The organism is Streptomyces mayteni (genome assembly GCF_054783955.1).
Genome location: NZ_BAAGPR010000134.1, coordinates 1 through 18,050 on the forward strand (window position 1 = coordinate 1; position 18,050 = coordinate 18,050).

Here is an 18,050-nt window from a genome sequence, read left to right on the forward strand (position 1 = left end):
AGTTCGGTCTTCCAGGGCCCGGCGGCCGCCGAGGCCACCCCGCCGCGCCCTGCGGCGCCCGCCAAGCGCCAGGGGCGCGCCGCCAGCCTGCTGAAGTCCAGCGCCGTGATGGCCGCCGGCACCCTGGTCTCCCGCGTCACCGGCTTCGTCCGCCAGCTGGTCACCGTCGCCGCCCTCGGCGCGGCCGTCCTCGGCGACACCTACACCGTCGCCTGGGCCCTGCCCTCGATGATCTACTTCCTGATCATCGGCGGCGGCCTCAACTCCGTCTTCGTGCCCCAGCTCGTCCGCGCCATGAAGAACGACGCGGACGGCGGCGACGCCTACGCCAACCGGCTGCTCACCGTGGTGATGGCCGCCCTGGCCGCGCTGGTGGTCGCCGGCATGCTGGCTGCCCCGCTGCTGGTCAGCCTGCAGTCGCCCTCGATCGCCGGCGACCCGGGCGCCAACGACGTCACCGTCACCTTCGCCCGCTACTTCCTGCCGACCATCTTCTTCACCGGCGTCTACACGGTGATCGGCCAGATCCTCAACGCCCGCGACCACTTCGGCCCGATGATGTGGACCCCGGTCCTCAACAACGTCGTCGTCATCTTCACCTTCGGCATGTTCCTCTGGGTCTACGGCACCCAGGACACCTCGGGGCTCGACGAGGACACCATCAGCGGCGAGGCCGTCCAGCTGCTGGGTGTCGGCACCCTGCTCGGCCTGGTCGTCCAGGCCGGCGCGATGATCCCGTACCTCCGCGCCGCCGGCTTCCGCATCCGCCTCCGCTTCGACTGGCGCGGCCACGGCCTCGGCAAGGCCGCCACGATGGCCAAGTGGACCGTGTTCTTCGTGCTGGCCAACCAGGCAGCTCTGCTGGTCGTCACCCAGCTCTCCACCGCGGCCGGCCGGCGCGCCGCCGAGGCGGGCTTCGCGGGCACCGGCTTCATCGCCTACAACAGCGCCCTGCTGATCTGGCAGATGCCCCAGGCCATCATCACGGTCTCGGTGATGGCCGCCCTGCTGCCCCGGCTCTCCAGGTCCGCCGCCGACGGCGACACGGCCGCGGTCCGGGACGACCTCTCCCACGGGCTGCGCACCTCGGCCGTGGCCATCGTGCCCATCGCCTTCGCCTTCCTGGCCCTCGGCGTGCCCATGTGCACCCTGCTCTTCAACTCGAGCGGCGAGGAGAGCGCCACGTCCTTCGGCTACATCCTGATGGCCTTCGGCCTCGGCCTGATCCCCTACTCCGCCCAGTACGTCGTGCTGCGCGCCTTCTACGCCTACGAGGACACCCGCACCCCGTTCTACAACACGGTGATCGTCTCGATCGGCTGGATCGTCCTCTCGCTGGCCTGCTACGCGATCCTGCCCGACCGCTGGGTCGTCGCGGGGATCGCCTTCAGCTACGGCATCGCCTACGTCATCGGCGTCGGGATCGCCTGGCGCCGGCTGCGTTCCCGGCTCCGCACCGACCTGGACGGTGCCCGGATCATCCGCACCTACATCCGGCTCTGCGGCGCCAGCGTCCCGGCGGCCCTGCTCGGCGGCGCCGCCGGCCTGGCGCTGCTCAACGCCCTCGGCGCCGGCCTGATCGGCTCGGTGGCCGCCCTCACGGTGGGCGGCGTGGTCCTGCTGGCCGTCTTCTATCTCGCGGCCCGCCGGATGCGCGTCGAGGAGCTGACCGGCCTCGTCGGCATGGTCCGTTCCCGGCTCGGCCGCTGACCAGGGCGCACACCATGTCGATGCCGCACCGTGATCCCCGGGATCCACGCAGCGAGGGCCCGGTGAGGACACCCTTCGGCCACACGCCGTACAACCTCCGCCCGTACTCACATGTCGTGCAGGGTGGCGGACTACCGGCACAATGAATCTGGCAGTGTCAATAGCCCACAGCCGACAACGGGGAGGCGGAACCCACGGTGGCCGAACGGAGCACGGCGACTAGCCCTCCACAGCGCCCGGCGAGTACCGAGCAGGCCTCGGACGCCAAGCAGGCCGAGAAGCAGGCGGACACCACGACGATCGCGCTGACGGCGGGGTCGACGGGGGCCCCGGCGGCCACCGCGGACCAGGCGAGCAGGGAGAGAGCCGATCGGCCCCGCACCGCCGAGCTGCACAGCGGACACCGGCTCGCCAAGCGCTACCGGTTCGAGGAGTGCATCACCCGACTGGACGGCTTCAGCAGCTGGCGCGCGGTGGACGAGAAACTGCGCCGCGCCGTGGGCGTCCACGTCCTGCCGGCCGGCCACGAGCGGGCACCCCAGGTGCTCGCCGCCGCCCGCTCGGCGGCGCTGCTCGGCGACCCGAAGTTCGTCCAGGTGCTGGACGCCGTCGAGGAGAACGACCTCGTCCACGTCATCCACGAGTGGCTTCCCGACGCCACGCCGCTGAGCACCGTCCTGGCCGCCGGGCCACTCGACCCGCACGAGGCCGCCGCGCTCGCCGCCCAGGTCGCCCAGGCCATGGCCGCCGCCCACCGCAAGGACCTGGCCCATCTCCGGCTCACCCCGGCCACCGTGCTGCGCACCGGCCCCTCCCAGTTCCGGATCCGCGGCCTCGCCGTCGACGCGGCGCTGCGTGGCATCACCTCGGACACCCCCAAGCGCACGGACACCGAGGCCGTCGGAGCGCTGCTCTACGCGGCGCTGACGCAGCGCTGGCCCTACGCCGACGGTGCCTACGGCCTGAGCGGCGTCGCGGGGCTCAGCAAGGGTTCTCGGGACTCGCTGGTCACCCCGGACCAGCTGCGGGCCGGCGTGCACCGTGGGCTCTCGGAGATCGCCATGCGCGCCCTGGTCAACGAGGGCGCCACCGCGGCCAGTCAGAAGCCGCCGTTCACCACCGCGGACGAGATCAGCCAGTCCCTGGCCGCACTGCCCCGCATCCGGCCCCCGGAGGACACTCCCACCCACATCGCGGGCTTCCAGCGCACCACCTACCAGCGCGGCACGCTGGCCAACGGCGACCGCACGCACCCGCCCACCGCGACGCGCGCCCCGGCCCCGCCGGCACCCGCGCTGCCGGGCCGCACCGGCACGGCCCTCAAGTGGGGCGTCTCGGCCCTGCTGATCGCCGCCCTGGGCCTGGGCAGTTGGCAGCTGGCCGACGCGCTGCTCAAGGGCGACAACCCGCCGGAGAACGAGCAGCCCACGCCGCCCGCGGTCGAGGGGGAGGACGACGCTCCCGCTTCAGGGCCGCTCACCGTCGACCAGGTCGTCGAGTTCAACCCGGGCCCCGGTGGCAACAGCCAGAACCCCGAGGTGGTCGGCAACACCATCGACGGCGACCCCGAGACGGTCTGGCACACCAACAACTACTACGGCCCCAACTTCGGCAACATCAAGGACGGTCTTGGCCTCATCCTCGATCTCGGCGAACCCCGGAGCGTCAACTCCCTGAGCGTCATCGCCGATGGTGACACCCCCATGGAGTTCCGAGCCGCCGGCCCGGGCGTCACCGACATGCCCACCGCCCTCGACGACTTCGCCGTGGTCGCCGAAGGCACCGGGCATGACGTGACGCTCACGGCCGAAGAACCAATCGAGACACAGTTCGTTCTCGTCTGGCTAACCGACCTGCCTCTCGGTGGCGATGGCAACTACCGTGGCCGCATCGCCGAGATCACCGTATCGAACTGACCCGGCGGCCTCCGCGCGGAGGCGCACGGGCGAGACACGGCGTTCAACGGCGGAAGCGGCGGCGGAGATGGCAGAGATGGCACAGAGGGGAGGGGTCGCCGTGGGCAGACGCGCGACGGACGGGCCGGCCGTCGACTCCGACGACGAACTGCTCGCCCGGCACGCGGCCGGCGATCCCGACGCCTTCTCGGAGCTGGTCCGCCGCCATCGGGACCGGCTCTGGGCGGTCGCCCTGCGCACCCTCGGTGACCGCGAGGAGGCGGCCGACGCCCTCCAGGACGCCCTCGTCTCCGCCTATCGCGCCGCGCACACCTTTCGCGGCCAGGCCGCCGTCACCACCTGGCTGCACCGGATCACCGTGAACGCCTGCCTCGACCGCATCCGCCGGGCCAACAGCCGCAAGACGGCCCCCATGCCGGAGCCCGAGCGTCTCGAGGACCTCCTGGAGCCGCACGAGTCGGCGGCGGCCCCCGCCGAGCGCCAGGACCTGCGCCGCGAGCTACGGCTCGCGCTGGACGAACTGCCGGCCGAGCAGCGAGCCGCCCTGGTCCTGGTCGACATGCAGGGCTACCCGGTCGCCGAGGCCGCCCGCATCCTCAACACCCCGGTCGGAACCATCAAGAGCCGATGCGCCCGCGGCCGGGCCCGGCTCCTGCCCCTGCTGCGCCATCTCCGCCCCCGCACCAGTCAGGATTCCCCCCGGGACTCCGGGGACCTCGACGGCAGGAACCAGGCACCGGGGCCATCCGTCCCACCTCCGAGGGACACGGGCGAGACCGGAACCAGGCGGGGCGGAGGCGGAAACCCATGAACGACAACCATCCGGACCCCGCCGAGATCGCGGCGCTCGACGAGGACCTGCTCTCCGAGGAGGAAGCCGCGGAACTGCGGCAGCACCTCGCGCGGTGCACCGGCTGCGCCGAGATCCATACGGACCTTCTCGCGCTCCGCCAGGAGCTCAGGGATCTGCCGGTCCCTCCCATCCCCGATGACGTCGCGGCTCGCATCGATGCCGCGCTGGCGGCCGAGGCGACCGCCGCCCAACCGACCGCTCCCCCCACGGTGCCCCGCCAGGCCGCGTCGCCCGACTCCCGGACCGACGAGCCCGCCGTTTCACGTGAAACAACGCCGACTCCCGTGTCGTCACCGCGGAGCCAGCGGACCTGGCCACGGATGGCGCTCGCCGCCGCGGGGGCGGTGGTGGCGCTGGGGTTGGGCACCATCCTGACCGAGTCCCTGGTCACCAACTCCGGACACGGCGACGACTCCGGTCTCGCCGATGCCGAGATGGACGCGCCCGCCGAGTTCGCCTCGCAGCCGCTGGAGGATCAGGTCAGGGAGCTCCTGGCCGAGACCGAGGAGGCGCCGGGCACCCTCTCCAGTCTGGAGGGCGCCGGGGCAGACGAGTCCGCCGCCTCGCCGGAGAGCTCTCCGGAGGACGACGCCGGCGGTGACGCCGCGGACGAACCCTCGGTGGAAACGCAGTCCAGCCCGCCGGTGCCCCAGGAGGAGGCGGAGCCGCTGGCGGCGGTGCCCTCCTGCGTCGAGGACGCCATCGGCCGCCGGGAGGCCCCCCTGGCCGCCGAGGCCGAGGACTACGGCGGCGTGAACGCCTACCTGGTGGTCTTCCGGCACGCGGCCGACCCCGAGCAGGTGGACGCCTATGTGGTGGACGCCGACTGTGTCAGCGCCACCCCGCCGGAGTCCGGCGAGATACTGGCTCAGCGGAGCTACCCGCTGGAATAGCCCCGGCTCTTCCTGCCGGGAATGTCTGGGACCCTAGGATCCGTTACTGGACTGAGGGTCTTCACCGGGCCCCGGCCGTCCCATCCGAGACAAGGAAGATTCCCGTGAGCGACGTCCGCAACGTGATCATCATCGGCTCCGGACCCGCGGGCTATACCGCCGCGCTCTACACCGCACGTGCCTCGCTCAACCCGCTCGTCTTCGAGGGGGCGGTCACCGCGGGCGGCGCCCTGATGAACACCACCGAGGTGGAGAACTTCCCCGGGTTCCGCGACGGCATCATGGGCCCCGACCTGATGGACAACATGCGGGCCCAGGCCGAGCGCTTCGGCGCCGAGCTGGTTCCCGACGACGTCGTCGCGGTCGACCTCAGCGGCGAGATCAAGAAGGTCACCGACACGGCCGGGAAGGTCCACGAGGCGCGGGCGGTCATCGTGACCACCGGCTCCCAGCACCGCAAGCTGGGGCTGGACAACGAGGACGCGCTCTCCGGTCGCGGCGTCTCCTACTGCGCCACCTGCGACGGCTTCTTCTTCCGCGAGCAGGACATCGCCGTCATCGGTGGCGGCGACACCGCCATGGAGGAGGCCACCTTCCTCAGCCGCTTCGCTCGCACGGTCACCATCGTGCACCGCCGGGATACTCTGCGCGCCTCCAAGGCCATGCAGGAGCGCGCCTTCGCCGACCCCAAGATCAAGTTCATCTGGGACAGCGAGGTCGCCGAGATCGAGGGCACCGACGGCAAGCTCTCCGGGCTGACCCTGCGCAACACCCGCACCGGCGAGACCTCCGCGCTTCCGGTCACCGGCCTCTTCGTCGCCATCGGCCACGACCCGCGCGTGGAGCTGTTCACCGGCCAGCTGGACCTCGACCCCGAGGGCTACCTCCGGGTCGAGTCGCCGACCACCCGGACCAACATCCCGGGCGTCTTCGCCGCCGGCGACGTCGTCGACCACAGCTACCGCCAGGCCATCACCGCCGCCGGCACCGGCTGCTCCGCCGCACTCGACGCCGAGCGCTACCTGGCCGCCCTGGCCGACGCCGAGAACATCACCTCGGACGTCCAGGTCTGACCCTCCGCCCACCACACGCCACCAGACAACAGGCCCCCACCCAGCAGAACGAAAGCTAAGGAGAACCGCCATGGCCGGTGCCACCGTGACCGCCACTGACGCCGACTTCGAGGAGAAGGTCCTCAAGAGCGAGAAGCCGGTGCTGGTCGACTTCTGGGCCGAATGGTGCGGTCCCTGCCGCCAGATCGCCCCGGCTCTGGAGGCGATCGCCGCCGAGAACGCCGAGAAGATCACCGTGGTCAAGCTCAACATCGACGAGAACCCGGAGACCGCCGCTCGCTACGGGATCATGTCCATCCCGACGATGAACGTCTACCAGAACGGCGACGTCGTGAAGACCATCGTCGGCGCCAAGCCGAAGGCCGCGCTGGAGCGCGACCTCGGCGACTTCATTTGATCGACGGTCAGAGGGCCGGCGCGTTTCACGTGAAACGCGCCGGCCCTCTGCCATATCCGCCATCGGCGCCCCGGCCTCCGTCAGGACGGATGGAACGCCGGCCTGGCCTTGGTGCCGGCCAACAGCCGATCCAGCGCCTGCTCCACATCGCTCCGCCAGGAGACCGTCCGCCGGAGCTCGAGACGCAACCGCGGAAAGGCCGGATGGTCCCGCACCACCTCGAAGCCGACCGCCAGCAGGTACTCGGCTGGGAGGACACAGCGGGGTTCCTCCCAGCGAGCATCGCCGAACGCCTCGATCGCCCGAATCCCTCGGCCCAACAGATCCTTCGCCATCGACTGCATCAGGATCCGCCCAAGCCCCTGCTGCTGAAAGCCAGGCTCGATCCGGGCGGTCACCAACTGGACCGCGTCACGGGACACCGGGCTGGTGGGGAAGGCGGTGGCGCCCGGGACATAGGCCGGCGGAGCGTAGAGCGCATAGCCGACCGGCCGCCGGTCGACACAGACGAGACGACCGCAGGAGCCCCACTCCTCCAGCACGGTCGAGATCCAGGTCTTCTTCTCCGACTCCGACTGGCCGGCCCGCTCCGCTGACCGGCCGCTGACCGGATCCAACTCCCAGAAGACACAGCCCCGGCAGGCGGCGGGCAGGTCGGCGAGGTTGTCCAGCGTGAGCGGCACAAGCTGACGCCCCATGGATCCCATCGTATCCATGGGGCGTCAGGCGCGATCGGGCAACCGAGACGACGGCGTCAGCCGGCCGCCTCGGTCTCCTGCTCCGGGTCCGGCGCATCGGCCCGGATCTGGTCCAGCACCGGTCCCTCACCCGGGGCGAGCTGGCCGAGGATGCGCTCCAGATCCTCCATCGAGGCGAACTCGACGACGATCTTTCCCTTCTTCTGGCCGAGGTCGACCTTCACCCGGGTCTCGAAGCGGTCCGAGAGCCGGGTCGCCAGGGAGTCGAGCGCGGGGGAGATCCGGCGCCCGGCGCGCGGCTTCCGAGGGCGGGCGCCGTTCTTCAGGGCCGATCCCTGGAGCATCACGATCTCTTCGATCGCCCGCACCGAGAGTCCCTCGGCGACGATGCGCTGGGCCAGCCGCTCCTGCTCCTCCGGGTCCTCGATGGACAGCAGGGCACGGGCGTGGCCGGCCGAGAGCACCCCCGCGGCCACCCGCTGCTGGACCCGCGGGGAGAGCCGGAGCAACCGCAGGGTGTTGGAGACCTGAGGTCGAGACCGGCCGATCCGGTCGGCCAGCTCGTCATGGGTGCACTTGAAGTCCCGCAGCAACTGGTCGTAGGCATACGCCTCTTCCAGCGGATTGAGCTGCACCCGATGCAGGTTCTCCAGCAGGGCATCGAGGAGCATCTTGTCGTCCTCGGTGGCCCGGACGATCGCCGGAATCACCTCGAGCCCGGCCTTCGTGCAGGCCCGGAAGCGCCGCTCACCCATGATGAGCTCAAAGCGCTCCGGCTCCAACTGACGCACCACGATGGGCTGGAGCAGACCCACCTCCTTGATGGAGGTGACCAGCTCGGCCAGCGCGTCGTCGTCGAAGTCCTTCCGCGGCTGGCGGGGGTTGCGCGTGATGGAGCCCAGCGGCAGCTCGGCGAAGAAGGCGCCGGCCACGTCGTTGGGTACCGCGCCCACTCCGGCGGCCACGACCTCGGCCACCGAACCGGGCTCCGCCGTTTCACGTGAAACGGCGTTCGGCCCATCGCCTCCGGAGAACTCCTGGCCCGTCGGAATGGCCAACCCGCGCTCCGGGCTCAACGACGGCACCGCACCGGGCGATGTCGAGGCGCCAGGCTTCGCCTCGACATCGTCGCCGCTCCTGGGGGCCGCCGGAATCAGGGCGTTGAGCCCCCGGCCAAGACCCCTGCGTCGTTCGCTCACTGTGTCCCCTCCACCGGGCCGCGCTGCTCCTGCTGCGGCAGTACATGCTGAGACGTCACGCCCCGAAGGGCGATTTCGCGGGCCGCTTCCAGATAGGAGAGCGATCCGCTGGATCCCGGGTCATAGGTCAGAACCGTCTGCCCATAACTGGGTGCCTCCGAGATCCGCACCGAACGCGGGATGTTGGTCCGCAGCACCTCGGTGCCGAAGTGGCTCCGGACCTCGTCGGCGACCTGCGAGGCGAGCCGGGTCCGCCCGTCATACATCGTGAGGAGAATGGTCGAGACATGCAGCTGCGGGTTGAGATGGCCACGCACCAACTCGACGTTGCGCAGCAGCTGCCCCAGCCCCTCAAGCGCGTAGTACTCGCACTGGATCGGGATGACCACCTCGGCACCGGCGACCAGAGCGTTGACCGTCAGCAGCCCCAGCGACGGCGGGCAGTCGATGAAGACATAGTCCAACGGCTGCTCATAGGAACTGATCGCGCGCAGGAGCCGGCTCTCGCGGGCCACCACCGAGACCAGCTCGATCTCGGCGCCCGCCAGGTCGATGGTGGCGGGCGCGCAGAACAAACCCTCGATGTCGCGCACCGGCTGGACCACCTCGGCGAGCGGCCTGCTCTCGATCAGCACGTCGTAGATGGATGGCACCTCGGCGTGGTGGTCGATCCCGAGCGCGGTGGAGGCGTTGCCCTGGGGATCCAGGTCGATCACCAGGACACGGGCACCGTGCAGGGCCAGCGACGCCGCGAGGTTCACCGTGGTGGTGGTCTTGCCGACACCCCCCTTCTGGTTGGCGACGACCATGACCCGCGTCTGCTCCGGCCGGGGCAGACTGCCGCCGGCGCGATACATGGCCTCGACCGCCTGCTGGGCCGCCCTACCGGGCACGGCTCCCGCGGGAGGCGGCGCAATGGGGGCGATGTCCACCGCACCCCCGGGAGCGTCCGCCGATTCGGATCGAGGGCCGGGCACGGGATCGGCCGTCGGTCCAGCGATATTGGCGTCGGACCGCAATGGTTCACTCTCCTCGACACGCGCAGCCTTCGTGAGACCAAAGCCTGCCATGTCTTGGGGGGTACGAACCACCGAGGACGGGTTACTTGTGGATAGCTGGCCCTCTGTGGATACCCGCGACCCACGTGTGGGTGATGGACGGGGGGTACGGCGCTCACGTGGCTCGGCGGCCGCGCGTCCACGATTGATGATTCCTTGGAGCAGCGATCGGCGTTTCACGTGAAACACGATGCCCAGGGCCGCCGAGGGCGGGGCGGACGACACTCCGCCTCGGGGATATATTCCGCTCTTTGGTCGGCGCAACGGGTGAGGGCCGGGGCGCCCCGGCGGCACCCCGGCCCTCTTAGCAATCCTGGTTCCGACCCTCGTCGTATCCGAGGACCGATCGCTCTCGTCAGCGCGGCCCGCGCGGCCCCCGGCTGGCTCGCCTGGCGGCCTTCGCCCGCTTGGCGGCGAACCGCACCCCGCCCGGGCTCTCCCCGACCTCCACCCGGACCACGGTGGCCGGCGGGTCCACCAGGCCGGCGCCGACCTGGACGACCTCGCTGCGGACCACGCCCAGCTTGCCAAGCGCGGCCCGGGCGCCCTTGAGCTCCTGCTCCGCCGTGTCGCCCTTGAGCGCCAGCATCTCGCCGTAGGGCCGCAGCAGGGGAACCCCCCAGCCGGCCAGCCGGTCCAGCGGCGCCACCGCACGAGCGGTGACCACATGGACCGGGGGCAGGGTGTTCAGCACCTCCTCGGCACGACCGCGCACCACGCTCACCTGCTCCTCGAGCCCCAGCAGCTCCACCACCTCCTGGAGGAAGGTGGTGCGGCGCAGCAGCGGCTCCAGCAGGGTGATCCGCAGATCGGGCCGGACCAGGGCCAGCGGGATGCCCGGCAGCCCGGCCCCGGACCCCACGTCGCAGACCGTCACGCCGGCCGGGACGACCTCGGAGAGCACCGCGCAGTTCAGCAGGTGGCGCTCCCAGATCCTGGGGACCTCGCGCGGGCCGATCAGCCCGCGCCGGACGCCCGTGTCGGCGAGCAGTTCGGCATAGCGCACGGCATCCGGCAGCCGCTCCTCGAAGATCGTGTCGGCCACCTCGGGGGGAGGCTTCAGGCCCGACCCGACATCGGCGGGGAGAGACCCGCCAGAAGCGTCCTCACTCACGGCAGAACGACCACGCGACGCTGCGGTTCCTCGCCCTCGGACTCGCTGCGCAGCCCGGCCGCCGCGACCGCGTCGTGCACCACCTTGCGCTCGAAGGGCGTCATCGGCTTGAGCTTCACCGGCTCGCCGCTCTCCTTCACCTGCTGCACCGTCTCCTGGGCCAGGGAGGTCAGCTTCTCGCGCTTGCGGGCCCGGTGCCCGGCGATGTCCAGCATCAGCCGGCTGCGCTCGCCGGTCTCCCGGAGCACGGCGAGCCGCGTCAGCTCCTGCAGGGCCTCCAGCACCTCACCGTCCCGGCCCACCAGCTTCTGCAGATCACGGGCTGATCCTTCGGCGACCACGGACACGGCGGCCCGATCCCCCTCGACGTCCATGTCGATGTCCCCGTCGAGGTCCGCGATGTCGAGCAGCCCCTCAAGGTAGTCCGCCGCGATCTCGCCCTCCTGCTCGAGGCGGGTGAGGATATCGGCGTCCTGGGGAGCTGCCGATGCGGTGGAGGTGGTGTCCGTCACGGGTGGGGCTCCTTCGTCACTTCTTGCTGTTGGCGGACGGCTTGCTGGGCTTGCCCGGCTGGGACTTCTTGGACTGCTGCTGCCGCCGCGGCTGCTGCCCCTGTGGCTTCTGTCCTTGCGGCTTCTGCCCCTGCGGCTTGTCGGCCTGCCCCTGCGGATTCTCGGTCTGTCCCTGCGGCTGCTGGGCGCCGCCCGACTGACGCTGCGCCTTGCTCTGCCGCTTCGGCTGGGTACGAGCGGCACGCGCGGCCTCGGCGGCCTTCTTCGTGTCCGTCTCCACCGGCTCCTCGGTCAGCTTGCCCTTCTTGCGGAGACGCTCCTGGCGCTGCTTGAAGGCGAGGCTGCCCGGGGTGGGGTTCCGCGCGATCACGTACATCTGCTGGCCCATGGTCCAGACGTTGGTGGTCAACCAGTAGATCAGGACGCCGACCGGGAAGTTGATACCGAAGACGGCGAAGATGATCGGGAAGATGTACATCAACATCTTCTGCTGGTTCATGTACGGCGTCTTGACGTCGAGGTTCATGTTCTTCGTCATCAGCTGGCGCTGGGTGAAGAACTGCGACGCCGACATCAGGACGATCATGATGATCGTGACGGTGCGCACCGTGCCGAGAGAGGCGCCGAGCCGGGCGACGTCGGCCGCGCTGTCCATGAACCGGGACGCGATGGGGGCGCCGAAGATCGTGGCCGAACGGGCGCTCTCCACCTGGGCCTGGGTGAGGACGCCGACCGTGTCGTTGTTGGCGATGTGGCTCAGCGTCTGGAAGAGCGCGATGAAGAACGGCGACTGCGCGAGAATCGGCAGGCAGCTGGACAGCGGGTTGGTGCCCGTGTCCCGGTACAGCTTCATCATCTCTTCGGACTGACGCTGCCGGTCGTTCTTGTAGCGCTCCTGGATCTTCTTCATCTGTGGCTGGAGCGCCTGCATGTTCCGGGTCGACTTGATCTGCTTGACGAACAGCGGGATCAGGGCGATCCGGATCACGATCACCAGCGAGACGATCGACAGACCCCAGGCCCAGCCGCTGTCCTCGTCGAAGACCAGGCTGTACAGCTTGTGAAACTGGACGATGATCCAGGACACAGCGATATAGAGGGGACTGAGGATCGTATTGATCGTGTCCACAGGTCAGGCTCCTTGGGCATGATTGGGGGCACCCCCGGGCGAGGCGTGGGTAAGAGTCCTGTTGTGCCGCAGGCGGTCACGCAGCCGCCGGTGCCACACCGGACGCTTCCGGGGAGGAACGTGATCGACTCCACCGAGCGACCAGGGGTTGCAGCGCAGGATGCGCCACACGGTCAGCGCCGTTCCCTTGATCGCGCCGTGCCTGTCGATGGCGCTGTACCCGTAGTGAGAGCATGACGGGTAGTAACGACATACCGGCCCGAGCAGCGGGCTGATGGTCCACTGGTACAGCTTGATCAGCAGCAGCAGCGGGTACTTCAAGGCCGTACCCCTCCCAGCAGCCGCTCCAGCGCGGCATCGAGGTCCCGGGCCAGCTGATCGTAGGTAGCACCGTCCGCACCAGGCAGGGCCCGCACGACAACCAGGCTACCGGGGGGCAACCCGGACAGCCGATCCCGGACGAGGTGCCGCAGCCTCCGCTTGACACGGTTGCGGGTCACAGCGTTGCCGACGGCCTTGCTCACGACGAAACCCGCACGCGGCGGCAGAGGAGTCTCTGCCGCCGGGTGCGGGTCATTACCGCTGCTCAGATGGACGACGAGGTGCGGGCGCCCGGCCCGGCGCCCTCGGCGCACCGCGGTCCCGAAGTCGTCGCGCCGCCTCAGCCGGTTCTCGGAGGGCAGCACCGCATGGACCTGTGGTCGGTCAGCTCAGGCCGACAGACGAGCGCGGCCCTTGGTGCGGCGACTGGCGATGATGGCGCGGCCGGCACGCGTCCGCATCCGCAGCCGGAAGCCGTGGGTCTTGGCCCGGCGCCGGTTGTTCGGCTGGAAAGTGCGCTTGCTCACTCGGGGGCTCCAGAAGATCTTCGGTGCTCGGCACGGCGGCCGAAACAGGAGGTGGACCGCCGACAGCTGTCACCGTGCGCCCGCGAGAGCTCGCAACGCCCGAGTCAGCTGCCAACGCAGCGCATCGGAGAGGCGCACCTCTGGGAAGACGGCCATCGGAGGCAGGCGGCAGCAGCTGTCGACGACTCGACCTGGCAACGGTACGCGCGAGGCGTACCGCAGGTCAAACCCGGACGGCCCATACTTGTACACACCCTGTGGACAACGACTTGATGTGCGCGCGCCGCGCTGACTACCGTGGCTGAACTCGGAATCCTTTCCCGATTCCCTCTGCCCAATCACCCCCTGAAACACAGCACCCCCACGGGCGCCCGCCTAAGCCAGCGCCACCCCTGCGAGTGAGAGAGCGTGCCTCGTGGCTGACCTTCCTGCAGATCTTGCCGTGGTCTGGCCTCGCGCTCTCACCGCGATGCTCGCCGACACCCAGCGCCTCGAGCCCAAGGACCACCGCTGGCTGCAGGACTGCCAGCCGCTCGCCCTGGTCTCCGGCACCGCGCTGCTCGGGGCGCCGAACGAGTACGCGAAGAGCGTGCTCGAGGGCCGGCTCAGGCCGCTGATCTGTGAGGTGCTCAGCCACGAGTGCGGCCAGCGGGTCGGGCTGGCCGTGACGGTGACGGCTCCGCCCCCGGTGCCCCAGCCGCGCGCGGAGCCCGTCGAGCTGCCGCCGGCGCCCCCGCCGCTCCACGATCCGTACCAGTCGGGCGACGGCTATCCCGGGCACGAGCGGCCGGCGGCCAGGCCCGCCTACCCCGACCACCCGCGCGCGCCCCGCCCGGTCGAGCGGCCGATGAGCTGGCAGCAGCCCACGGGCGGATACCCCTACGCCCGCCAGGAGACGTACGGGGCACCCGAGCCCGAGCACCGGTACGGGCCGCCGCCGGGCGTCGAAGCCCCGCTCGGCGGGCCGGTGGTCCCGGACCAGCCGGGCCCGCGGCCGGCCGGTGGCCCGCCCGGCGGTCGGCCGCCGGCTCCCGCCGCCTCAGGCGGAGCACCCGAGCCGACCGCGCGGCTGAATCCGAAGTACCTCTTCGACACCTTCGTCATCGGCGCCTCCAACCGCTTCGCGCACGCGGCCGCGGTGGCGGTGGCCGAGGCGCCGGCGAAGGCGTACAACCCGCTCTTCATCTACGGCGAGTCCGGCCTCGGCAAGACGCACCTGCTGCACGCCATCGGCCACTACGCCCGCAGCCTCTACCCGGGGACCCGGGTGCGGTACGTGAGCTCGGAGGAGTTCACCAACGAGTTCATCAACTCCATCCGGGACGGCAAGGCGGACGCGTTCCGCAAGCGCTACCGGGACATGGACATCCTGCTGGTCGACGACATCCAGTTCCTGGCCAGCAAGGAGTCCACCCAGGAGGAGTTCTTCCACACCTTCAACACCCTGCACAACGCCAACAAGCAGATCGTGCTCTCCTCCGACCGGCCGCCCAAGCAGCTGATCACCCTGGAGGACCGGCTGCGCAACCGCTTCGAGTGGGGCCTGATCACCGACGTCCAGCCGCCCGAGCTGGAGACCCGGATCGCGATCCTCCGCAAGAAGGCGGTGCAGGAGCAGCTCAACGCCCCGCCCGAGGTGCTGGAGTTCATCGCGTCCCGGATCTCGCGCAACATCCGCGAACTGGAGGGCGCGCTGATCCGGGTCACGGCCTTCGCCAGCCTCAACCGGCAGCCGGTGGACCTGGGCCTCGCCGAGATCGTCCTCAAGGACCTGATCCCGGGCGGCGAGCACGCCACCCCGGAGATCACCATCGACGCCATCGTCTCGGCCGTCGCCGAGTACTTCGGGCTCACGGTGGACGACCTGGTCGGCTCGTCCCGCAGCCGGATCCTGGTCACCGCGCGGCAGATCGCGATGTACCTGTGTCGGGAGCTCACCGACCTGTCGCTCCCCAAGATCGGCCAGTACTTCGGCGGGCGCGACCACACGACGGTCATGCACGCGGACCGGAAGATCCGCTCCCTGATGGCCGAGCGGCGGCCCATCTTCAACCAGGTCACCGAGCTCACCAACCGCATCAAGAACGGCCGCTGACCCGCTCGCACCGCCCACCTGCTCACGGCGCCCCCGAGGACACCCTCGGGGGCGCCGTTCGATTACCGCCCGGCAACCGCGAGTTGTCCACAGCTTCGCCGACTGTGCGTCGTCCACACCCTGTGCGTGACGGGAGTTGTCCAGAACGCTGTCCACAGGCGGCCGTGGGAAACGGCGAGTTCGCAGGTCAGCGGGGTGTGGAAATGTGGAGATCGCTCATCCACAGACTGTGGACGAAGTCGCGGGCGACGAACGGCCCGATCGTGTTGTCCACCGCGACACCTCGATGATCCACAGCGAAGGGCTGGTTGTGCACAGGCAATCCACAGCTTTGTCCACTGTTCGGCAACGCAACGCGCGGTCTCACCGGCAAGAGTGAATCAGCTCACACTGGAGTGGACCGGGGCCTGTTGAGAACTCGGCGGAATCTGGGGACAGAGCCGTGGATAACCCGGCCCTCGCTGTGGATCGACTGTGGAGAACCGTGCTTCGTCCACAGCCACCCCCGCTTCGTCCACCGCTCCACCCACAGGCGATGTGGACAAAAACCGGCCGCTGAGCTGGGAAAACGAGGTTATCCACCGTATCCACAGGCCCTACTACTACGACTACACAGTTAGAGGGCGAGACTCGTTTCGAAGTGGGTGCTGTGGACAGGCGAGCCCGGAGACGCCATACCCATCCGGAGTCGATTTGACTCACCGGAGCCCCTACTGTCAGTGGGGTGCGCCAGACTGGACCCCTGACGGGAAGCCGGCGGGGCGCACGGCATGAAGACAGCGGGAGGCGGCTGAAGTGAAGATCCGGGTGGAACGCGACGTGCTCGCCGAGGCGGTGGCCTGGGCCGCCCGGAGCCTGCCGGCCCGGCCGCCGGTCCCGGTGCTCGCGGGCCTGCTGCTGAAGGCCGAGGAGGGCGCACTGAGCCTCTCCGGCTTCGACTACGAGGTATCGGCCCGGGTCTCGGTCGAGGTCGACATCGAGGACGAGGGCACCGTCCTCGTCTCCGGCCGGCTGCTCGCCGACATCTGCCGCGCGCTGCCGAACCGTCCGGTGGAGATCTCCTCCGACGGCGTCCGGGTCACCGTGGTGTGCGGCTCCTCCCGGTTCACGCTCCACACGCTGCCGGTCGAGGAGTACCCGTCGCTCCCTCAGATGCCGAACGCCACCGGCACGGTGCCTGGCGAGGTGTTCGCGTCCGCCGTCTCCCAGGTGGCCATCGCGGCCGGCCGGGACGACACCCTCCCGGTGCTCACCGGCGTGCGGATCGAGATCGAGGGCGACACGGTCACCCTGGCCTCCACCGACCGCTACCGGTTCGCGGTCCGGGAGTTCCTGTGGAAGCCGGAGGTCGCGGACATCTCGGCGGTCGCCCTGGTCCCGGCCAAGACGCTGCTCGACACGGCGAAGTCGCTCAGCAGCGGCGACACGGTGTCGCTGGCGCTCGCCGGCTCGGGCTCCGGCGAGGGCCTCATCGGCTTCGAGGGCGCGGGCCGGCGCACCACCACCCGGCTGCTCGAGGGCGACCTGCCGAAGTACCGCACCCTGTTCCCGACCGAGTTCAACTCGGTCGCCGTGATCGAGACGGCCCCGTTCGTCGAGGCGGTCAAGCGCGTGGCGCTCGTCGCCGAGCGGAACACCCCGGTCCGGCTGAGCTTCGAGCAGGGCGTGCTCACCCTGGAGGCCGGCTCGAGCGACGACGCACAGGCTGTGGAGCGGGTGGACGCCAAGCTGGAGGGCGACGACATCTCGATCGCCTTCAACCCGGGCTTCCTGCTCGAGGGCCTGAGCGCCATCGACTCCCCGGTCGCCCAGCTCTCCTTCACGACCTCGACCAAGCCAGCCCTGCTGAGCGGCCGCCCGGCGGCCGACGCGGAGGCGGACGAGGCGTACAAGTACCTGATCATGCCGGTACGCCTGAGCGGCTGAGCCGACCGGACGGCGTGACGGGCCTGGCGGCCCGTCTGCCGGGCCGCTCCGCGGTGGCCCTGCGGCAGCCCTGCGGGCCCCGGGCCCGCTCCCGGGCCCCGTCCACACCCTGTGGACCCACGGACGCGGGCTAGGCCCGCTCAGCCCCACGCGCCTGCGGCGCGAGCCGGAGGACGGCAGCGGCCGGTCCGCAGCCGGCGGCCGGCAGGCGCCGCAGAGGCGCCCCGGCCCGCCGCTGGGCCGCCAGCCGGCAGTTGGCGCGGTGCGCGGCGCCCGTCCGGGCGCTTCACGCCCGCTCCGGGCAGCGCGGTGGGTTCGTACCTGGCCGCCAGCCGGGCATGGGGCTCGCTCCGCGGCGGCGATCGGTCCGGAGCCGGCCGCCGGCCGAGCCCTCCGCCTCGCGCCGGCGCTCCGGGCCCGCTCCGTGGTGGTGGTCGCTGCGCAACCGGCCTCCGGCCGGGGGGTGCGTCTCGCGCCTGAGGCGCAGGCAATCGGGCGCCGCGCGCCCTGCTCCGTAGCTGGCCGCCAGCCAGCGGTCGGCGCTCCGCGCCCGCTGGCCCGCTGCCGCGGCAGGCGTCGCACCGCTGGGCCGTCGGCGCTCGGTAGCTGGCCGCCGGCCCGGTGCCTGC

The 18,050-nt window shown here is 70.6% G+C and carries 17 protein-coding genes; 8 read left to right on the top strand and 9 right to left on the bottom strand.

The window, feature by feature from the left end; genetic code table 11:
• The 6 genes from murJ to trxA form a co-directional block, all read left to right on the top strand.
• On the top strand, window positions 1–1,710 hold a 1,710-nt coding region (murJ, locus tag ACYVPE_RS35040), incomplete at its 5' end, for a murein biosynthesis integral membrane protein MurJ (protein ID WP_461037850.1).
• 197 nt (window positions 1,711–1,907) lie between these two features.
• Window positions 1,908–3,626: a protein kinase family protein gene (locus ACYVPE_RS35045; protein ID WP_461037851.1), complete on the top strand. Its 1,719-nt coding sequence runs from the start codon at window positions 1,908–1,910 to the stop codon at window positions 3,624–3,626.
• Window positions 3,627–3,702: 76 nt separating this feature from the next.
• The gene (sigM, locus tag ACYVPE_RS35050) at window positions 3,703–4,437 is read left to right on the top strand and encodes an RNA polymerase sigma factor SigM (protein WP_461037852.1); all 735 of its coding nucleotides are present in this window, start codon (window positions 3,703–3,705) and stop codon (window positions 4,435–4,437) included.
• Window positions 4,434–5,372 (top strand): anti-sigma factor family protein, encoded by a 939-nt coding sequence (locus ACYVPE_RS35055; RefSeq protein ID WP_461037853.1) that lies wholly within the window; start codon window positions 4,434–4,436, stop codon window positions 5,370–5,372. Before sigM ends, ACYVPE_RS35055 begins: the two co-directional genes overlap by 4 nt.
• A gap of 104 nt (window positions 5,373–5,476) precedes the next feature.
• Window positions 5,477–6,445: a thioredoxin-disulfide reductase gene (trxB, locus tag ACYVPE_RS35060; protein WP_461037854.1), complete on the top strand. Its 969-nt coding sequence runs from the start codon at window positions 5,477–5,479 to the stop codon at window positions 6,443–6,445.
• Window positions 6,446–6,515: 70 nt separating this feature from the next.
• On the top strand, window positions 6,516–6,842 hold the full coding sequence (gene trxA, locus ACYVPE_RS35065) for a thioredoxin (protein ID WP_461037855.1): 327 nt from the start codon (window positions 6,516–6,518) through the stop codon (window positions 6,840–6,842).
• Window positions 6,843–6,922: 80 nt separating this feature from the next.
• Here the strand turns inward: trxA and ACYVPE_RS35070 are convergent, their stop codons facing one another.
• The 9 genes from ACYVPE_RS35070 to rpmH form a co-directional block, all read right to left on the bottom strand.
• On the bottom strand, window positions 6,923–7,540 hold the full coding sequence (locus ACYVPE_RS35070) for a GNAT family N-acetyltransferase (RefSeq protein WP_461037856.1): 618 nt from the start codon (window positions 7,538–7,540) through the stop codon (window positions 6,923–6,925).
• Between the two features lie 56 nt (window positions 7,541–7,596).
• A complete protein-coding gene (locus ACYVPE_RS35075) occupies window positions 7,597–8,739 on the bottom strand; it encodes a ParB/RepB/Spo0J family partition protein (RefSeq protein ID WP_461037857.1) in 1,143 nt (380 codons plus the stop codon).
• Entirely contained in the window at window positions 8,736–9,809 is a 1,074-nt protein-coding gene (locus tag ACYVPE_RS35080) for a ParA family protein (protein ID WP_461037858.1), read from the bottom strand. The genes ACYVPE_RS35075 and ACYVPE_RS35080 overlap by 4 nt, the downstream gene beginning before the upstream one ends.
• Before the next feature lie 343 nt (window positions 9,810–10,152).
• Window positions 10,153–10,842: a 16S rRNA (guanine(527)-N(7))-methyltransferase RsmG gene (gene rsmG, locus ACYVPE_RS35085; RefSeq protein ID WP_461037859.1), complete on the bottom strand. Its 690-nt coding sequence runs from the start codon at window positions 10,840–10,842 to the stop codon at window positions 10,153–10,155.
• Between the two features lie 65 nt (window positions 10,843–10,907).
• A complete protein-coding gene (locus tag ACYVPE_RS35090) occupies window positions 10,908–11,423 on the bottom strand; it encodes a Jag family protein (protein WP_461037860.1) in 516 nt (171 codons plus the stop codon).
• Between the two features lie 16 nt (window positions 11,424–11,439).
• Window positions 11,440–12,543, bottom strand: a complete 1,104-nt coding sequence (gene yidC, locus ACYVPE_RS35095; RefSeq protein ID WP_461037863.1) for a membrane protein insertase YidC — start codon at window positions 12,541–12,543, stop codon at window positions 11,440–11,442.
• A gap of 12 nt (window positions 12,544–12,555) precedes the next feature.
• Entirely contained in the window at window positions 12,556–12,873 is a 318-nt protein-coding gene (gene yidD / locus ACYVPE_RS35100; protein WP_132819339.1) for a membrane protein insertion efficiency factor YidD, read from the bottom strand.
• On the bottom strand, window positions 12,870–13,238 hold the full coding sequence (gene rnpA, locus ACYVPE_RS35105; RefSeq protein WP_132819340.1) for a ribonuclease P protein component: 369 nt from the start codon (window positions 13,236–13,238) through the stop codon (window positions 12,870–12,872). Before rnpA ends, yidD begins: the two co-directional genes overlap by 4 nt.
• A 24-nt stretch (window positions 13,239–13,262) precedes the next feature.
• Window positions 13,263–13,400: a 50S ribosomal protein L34 gene (gene rpmH, locus ACYVPE_RS35110; protein WP_132819341.1), complete on the bottom strand. Its 138-nt coding sequence runs from the start codon at window positions 13,398–13,400 to the stop codon at window positions 13,263–13,265.
• Window positions 13,401–13,815: 415 nt separating this feature from the next.
• On the opposite strand from rpmH, the gene dnaA reads away from it, so the two are divergent.
• Both dnaA and dnaN read left to right on the top strand, forming a co-directional pair.
• Entirely contained in the window at window positions 13,816–15,495 is a 1,680-nt protein-coding gene (gene dnaA / locus ACYVPE_RS35115; RefSeq protein ID WP_461037861.1) for a chromosomal replication initiator protein DnaA, read from the top strand.
• Window positions 15,496–16,290: 795 nt separating this feature from the next.
• The gene (gene dnaN, locus ACYVPE_RS35120; RefSeq protein WP_461037862.1) at window positions 16,291–17,421 is read left to right on the top strand and encodes a DNA polymerase III subunit beta; all 1,131 of its coding nucleotides are present in this window, start codon (window positions 16,291–16,293) and stop codon (window positions 17,419–17,421) included.
• Window positions 17,422–18,050 lie beyond the last annotated feature (629 nt).

What these genes read in the sequence shown, in the direction of transcription:
- sigM (WP_461037852.1), top strand. Translation starts at nt 3,703, where the DNA reads ATGGCACAGAGGGGAGGGGTCGCCGTGGGCAGACGCGCGACGGACGGG.
- ACYVPE_RS35055 (WP_461037853.1), top strand. Translation starts at nt 4,434, where the DNA reads ATGAACGACAACCATCCGGACCCCGCCGAGATCGCGGCGCTCGACGAG.
- trxA (WP_461037855.1), top strand. Translation starts at nt 6,516, where the DNA reads ATGGCCGGTGCCACCGTGACCGCCACTGACGCCGACTTCGAGGAGAAG.
- ACYVPE_RS35070 (WP_461037856.1), bottom strand. Translation starts at nt 7,540, where the DNA reads ATGGGGCGTCAGCTTGTGCCGCTCACGCTGGACAACCTCGCCGACCTG.
- ACYVPE_RS35080 (WP_461037858.1), bottom strand. Translation starts at nt 9,809, where the DNA reads ATGGCAGGCTTTGGTCTCACGAAGGCTGCGCGTGTCGAGGAGAGTGAA.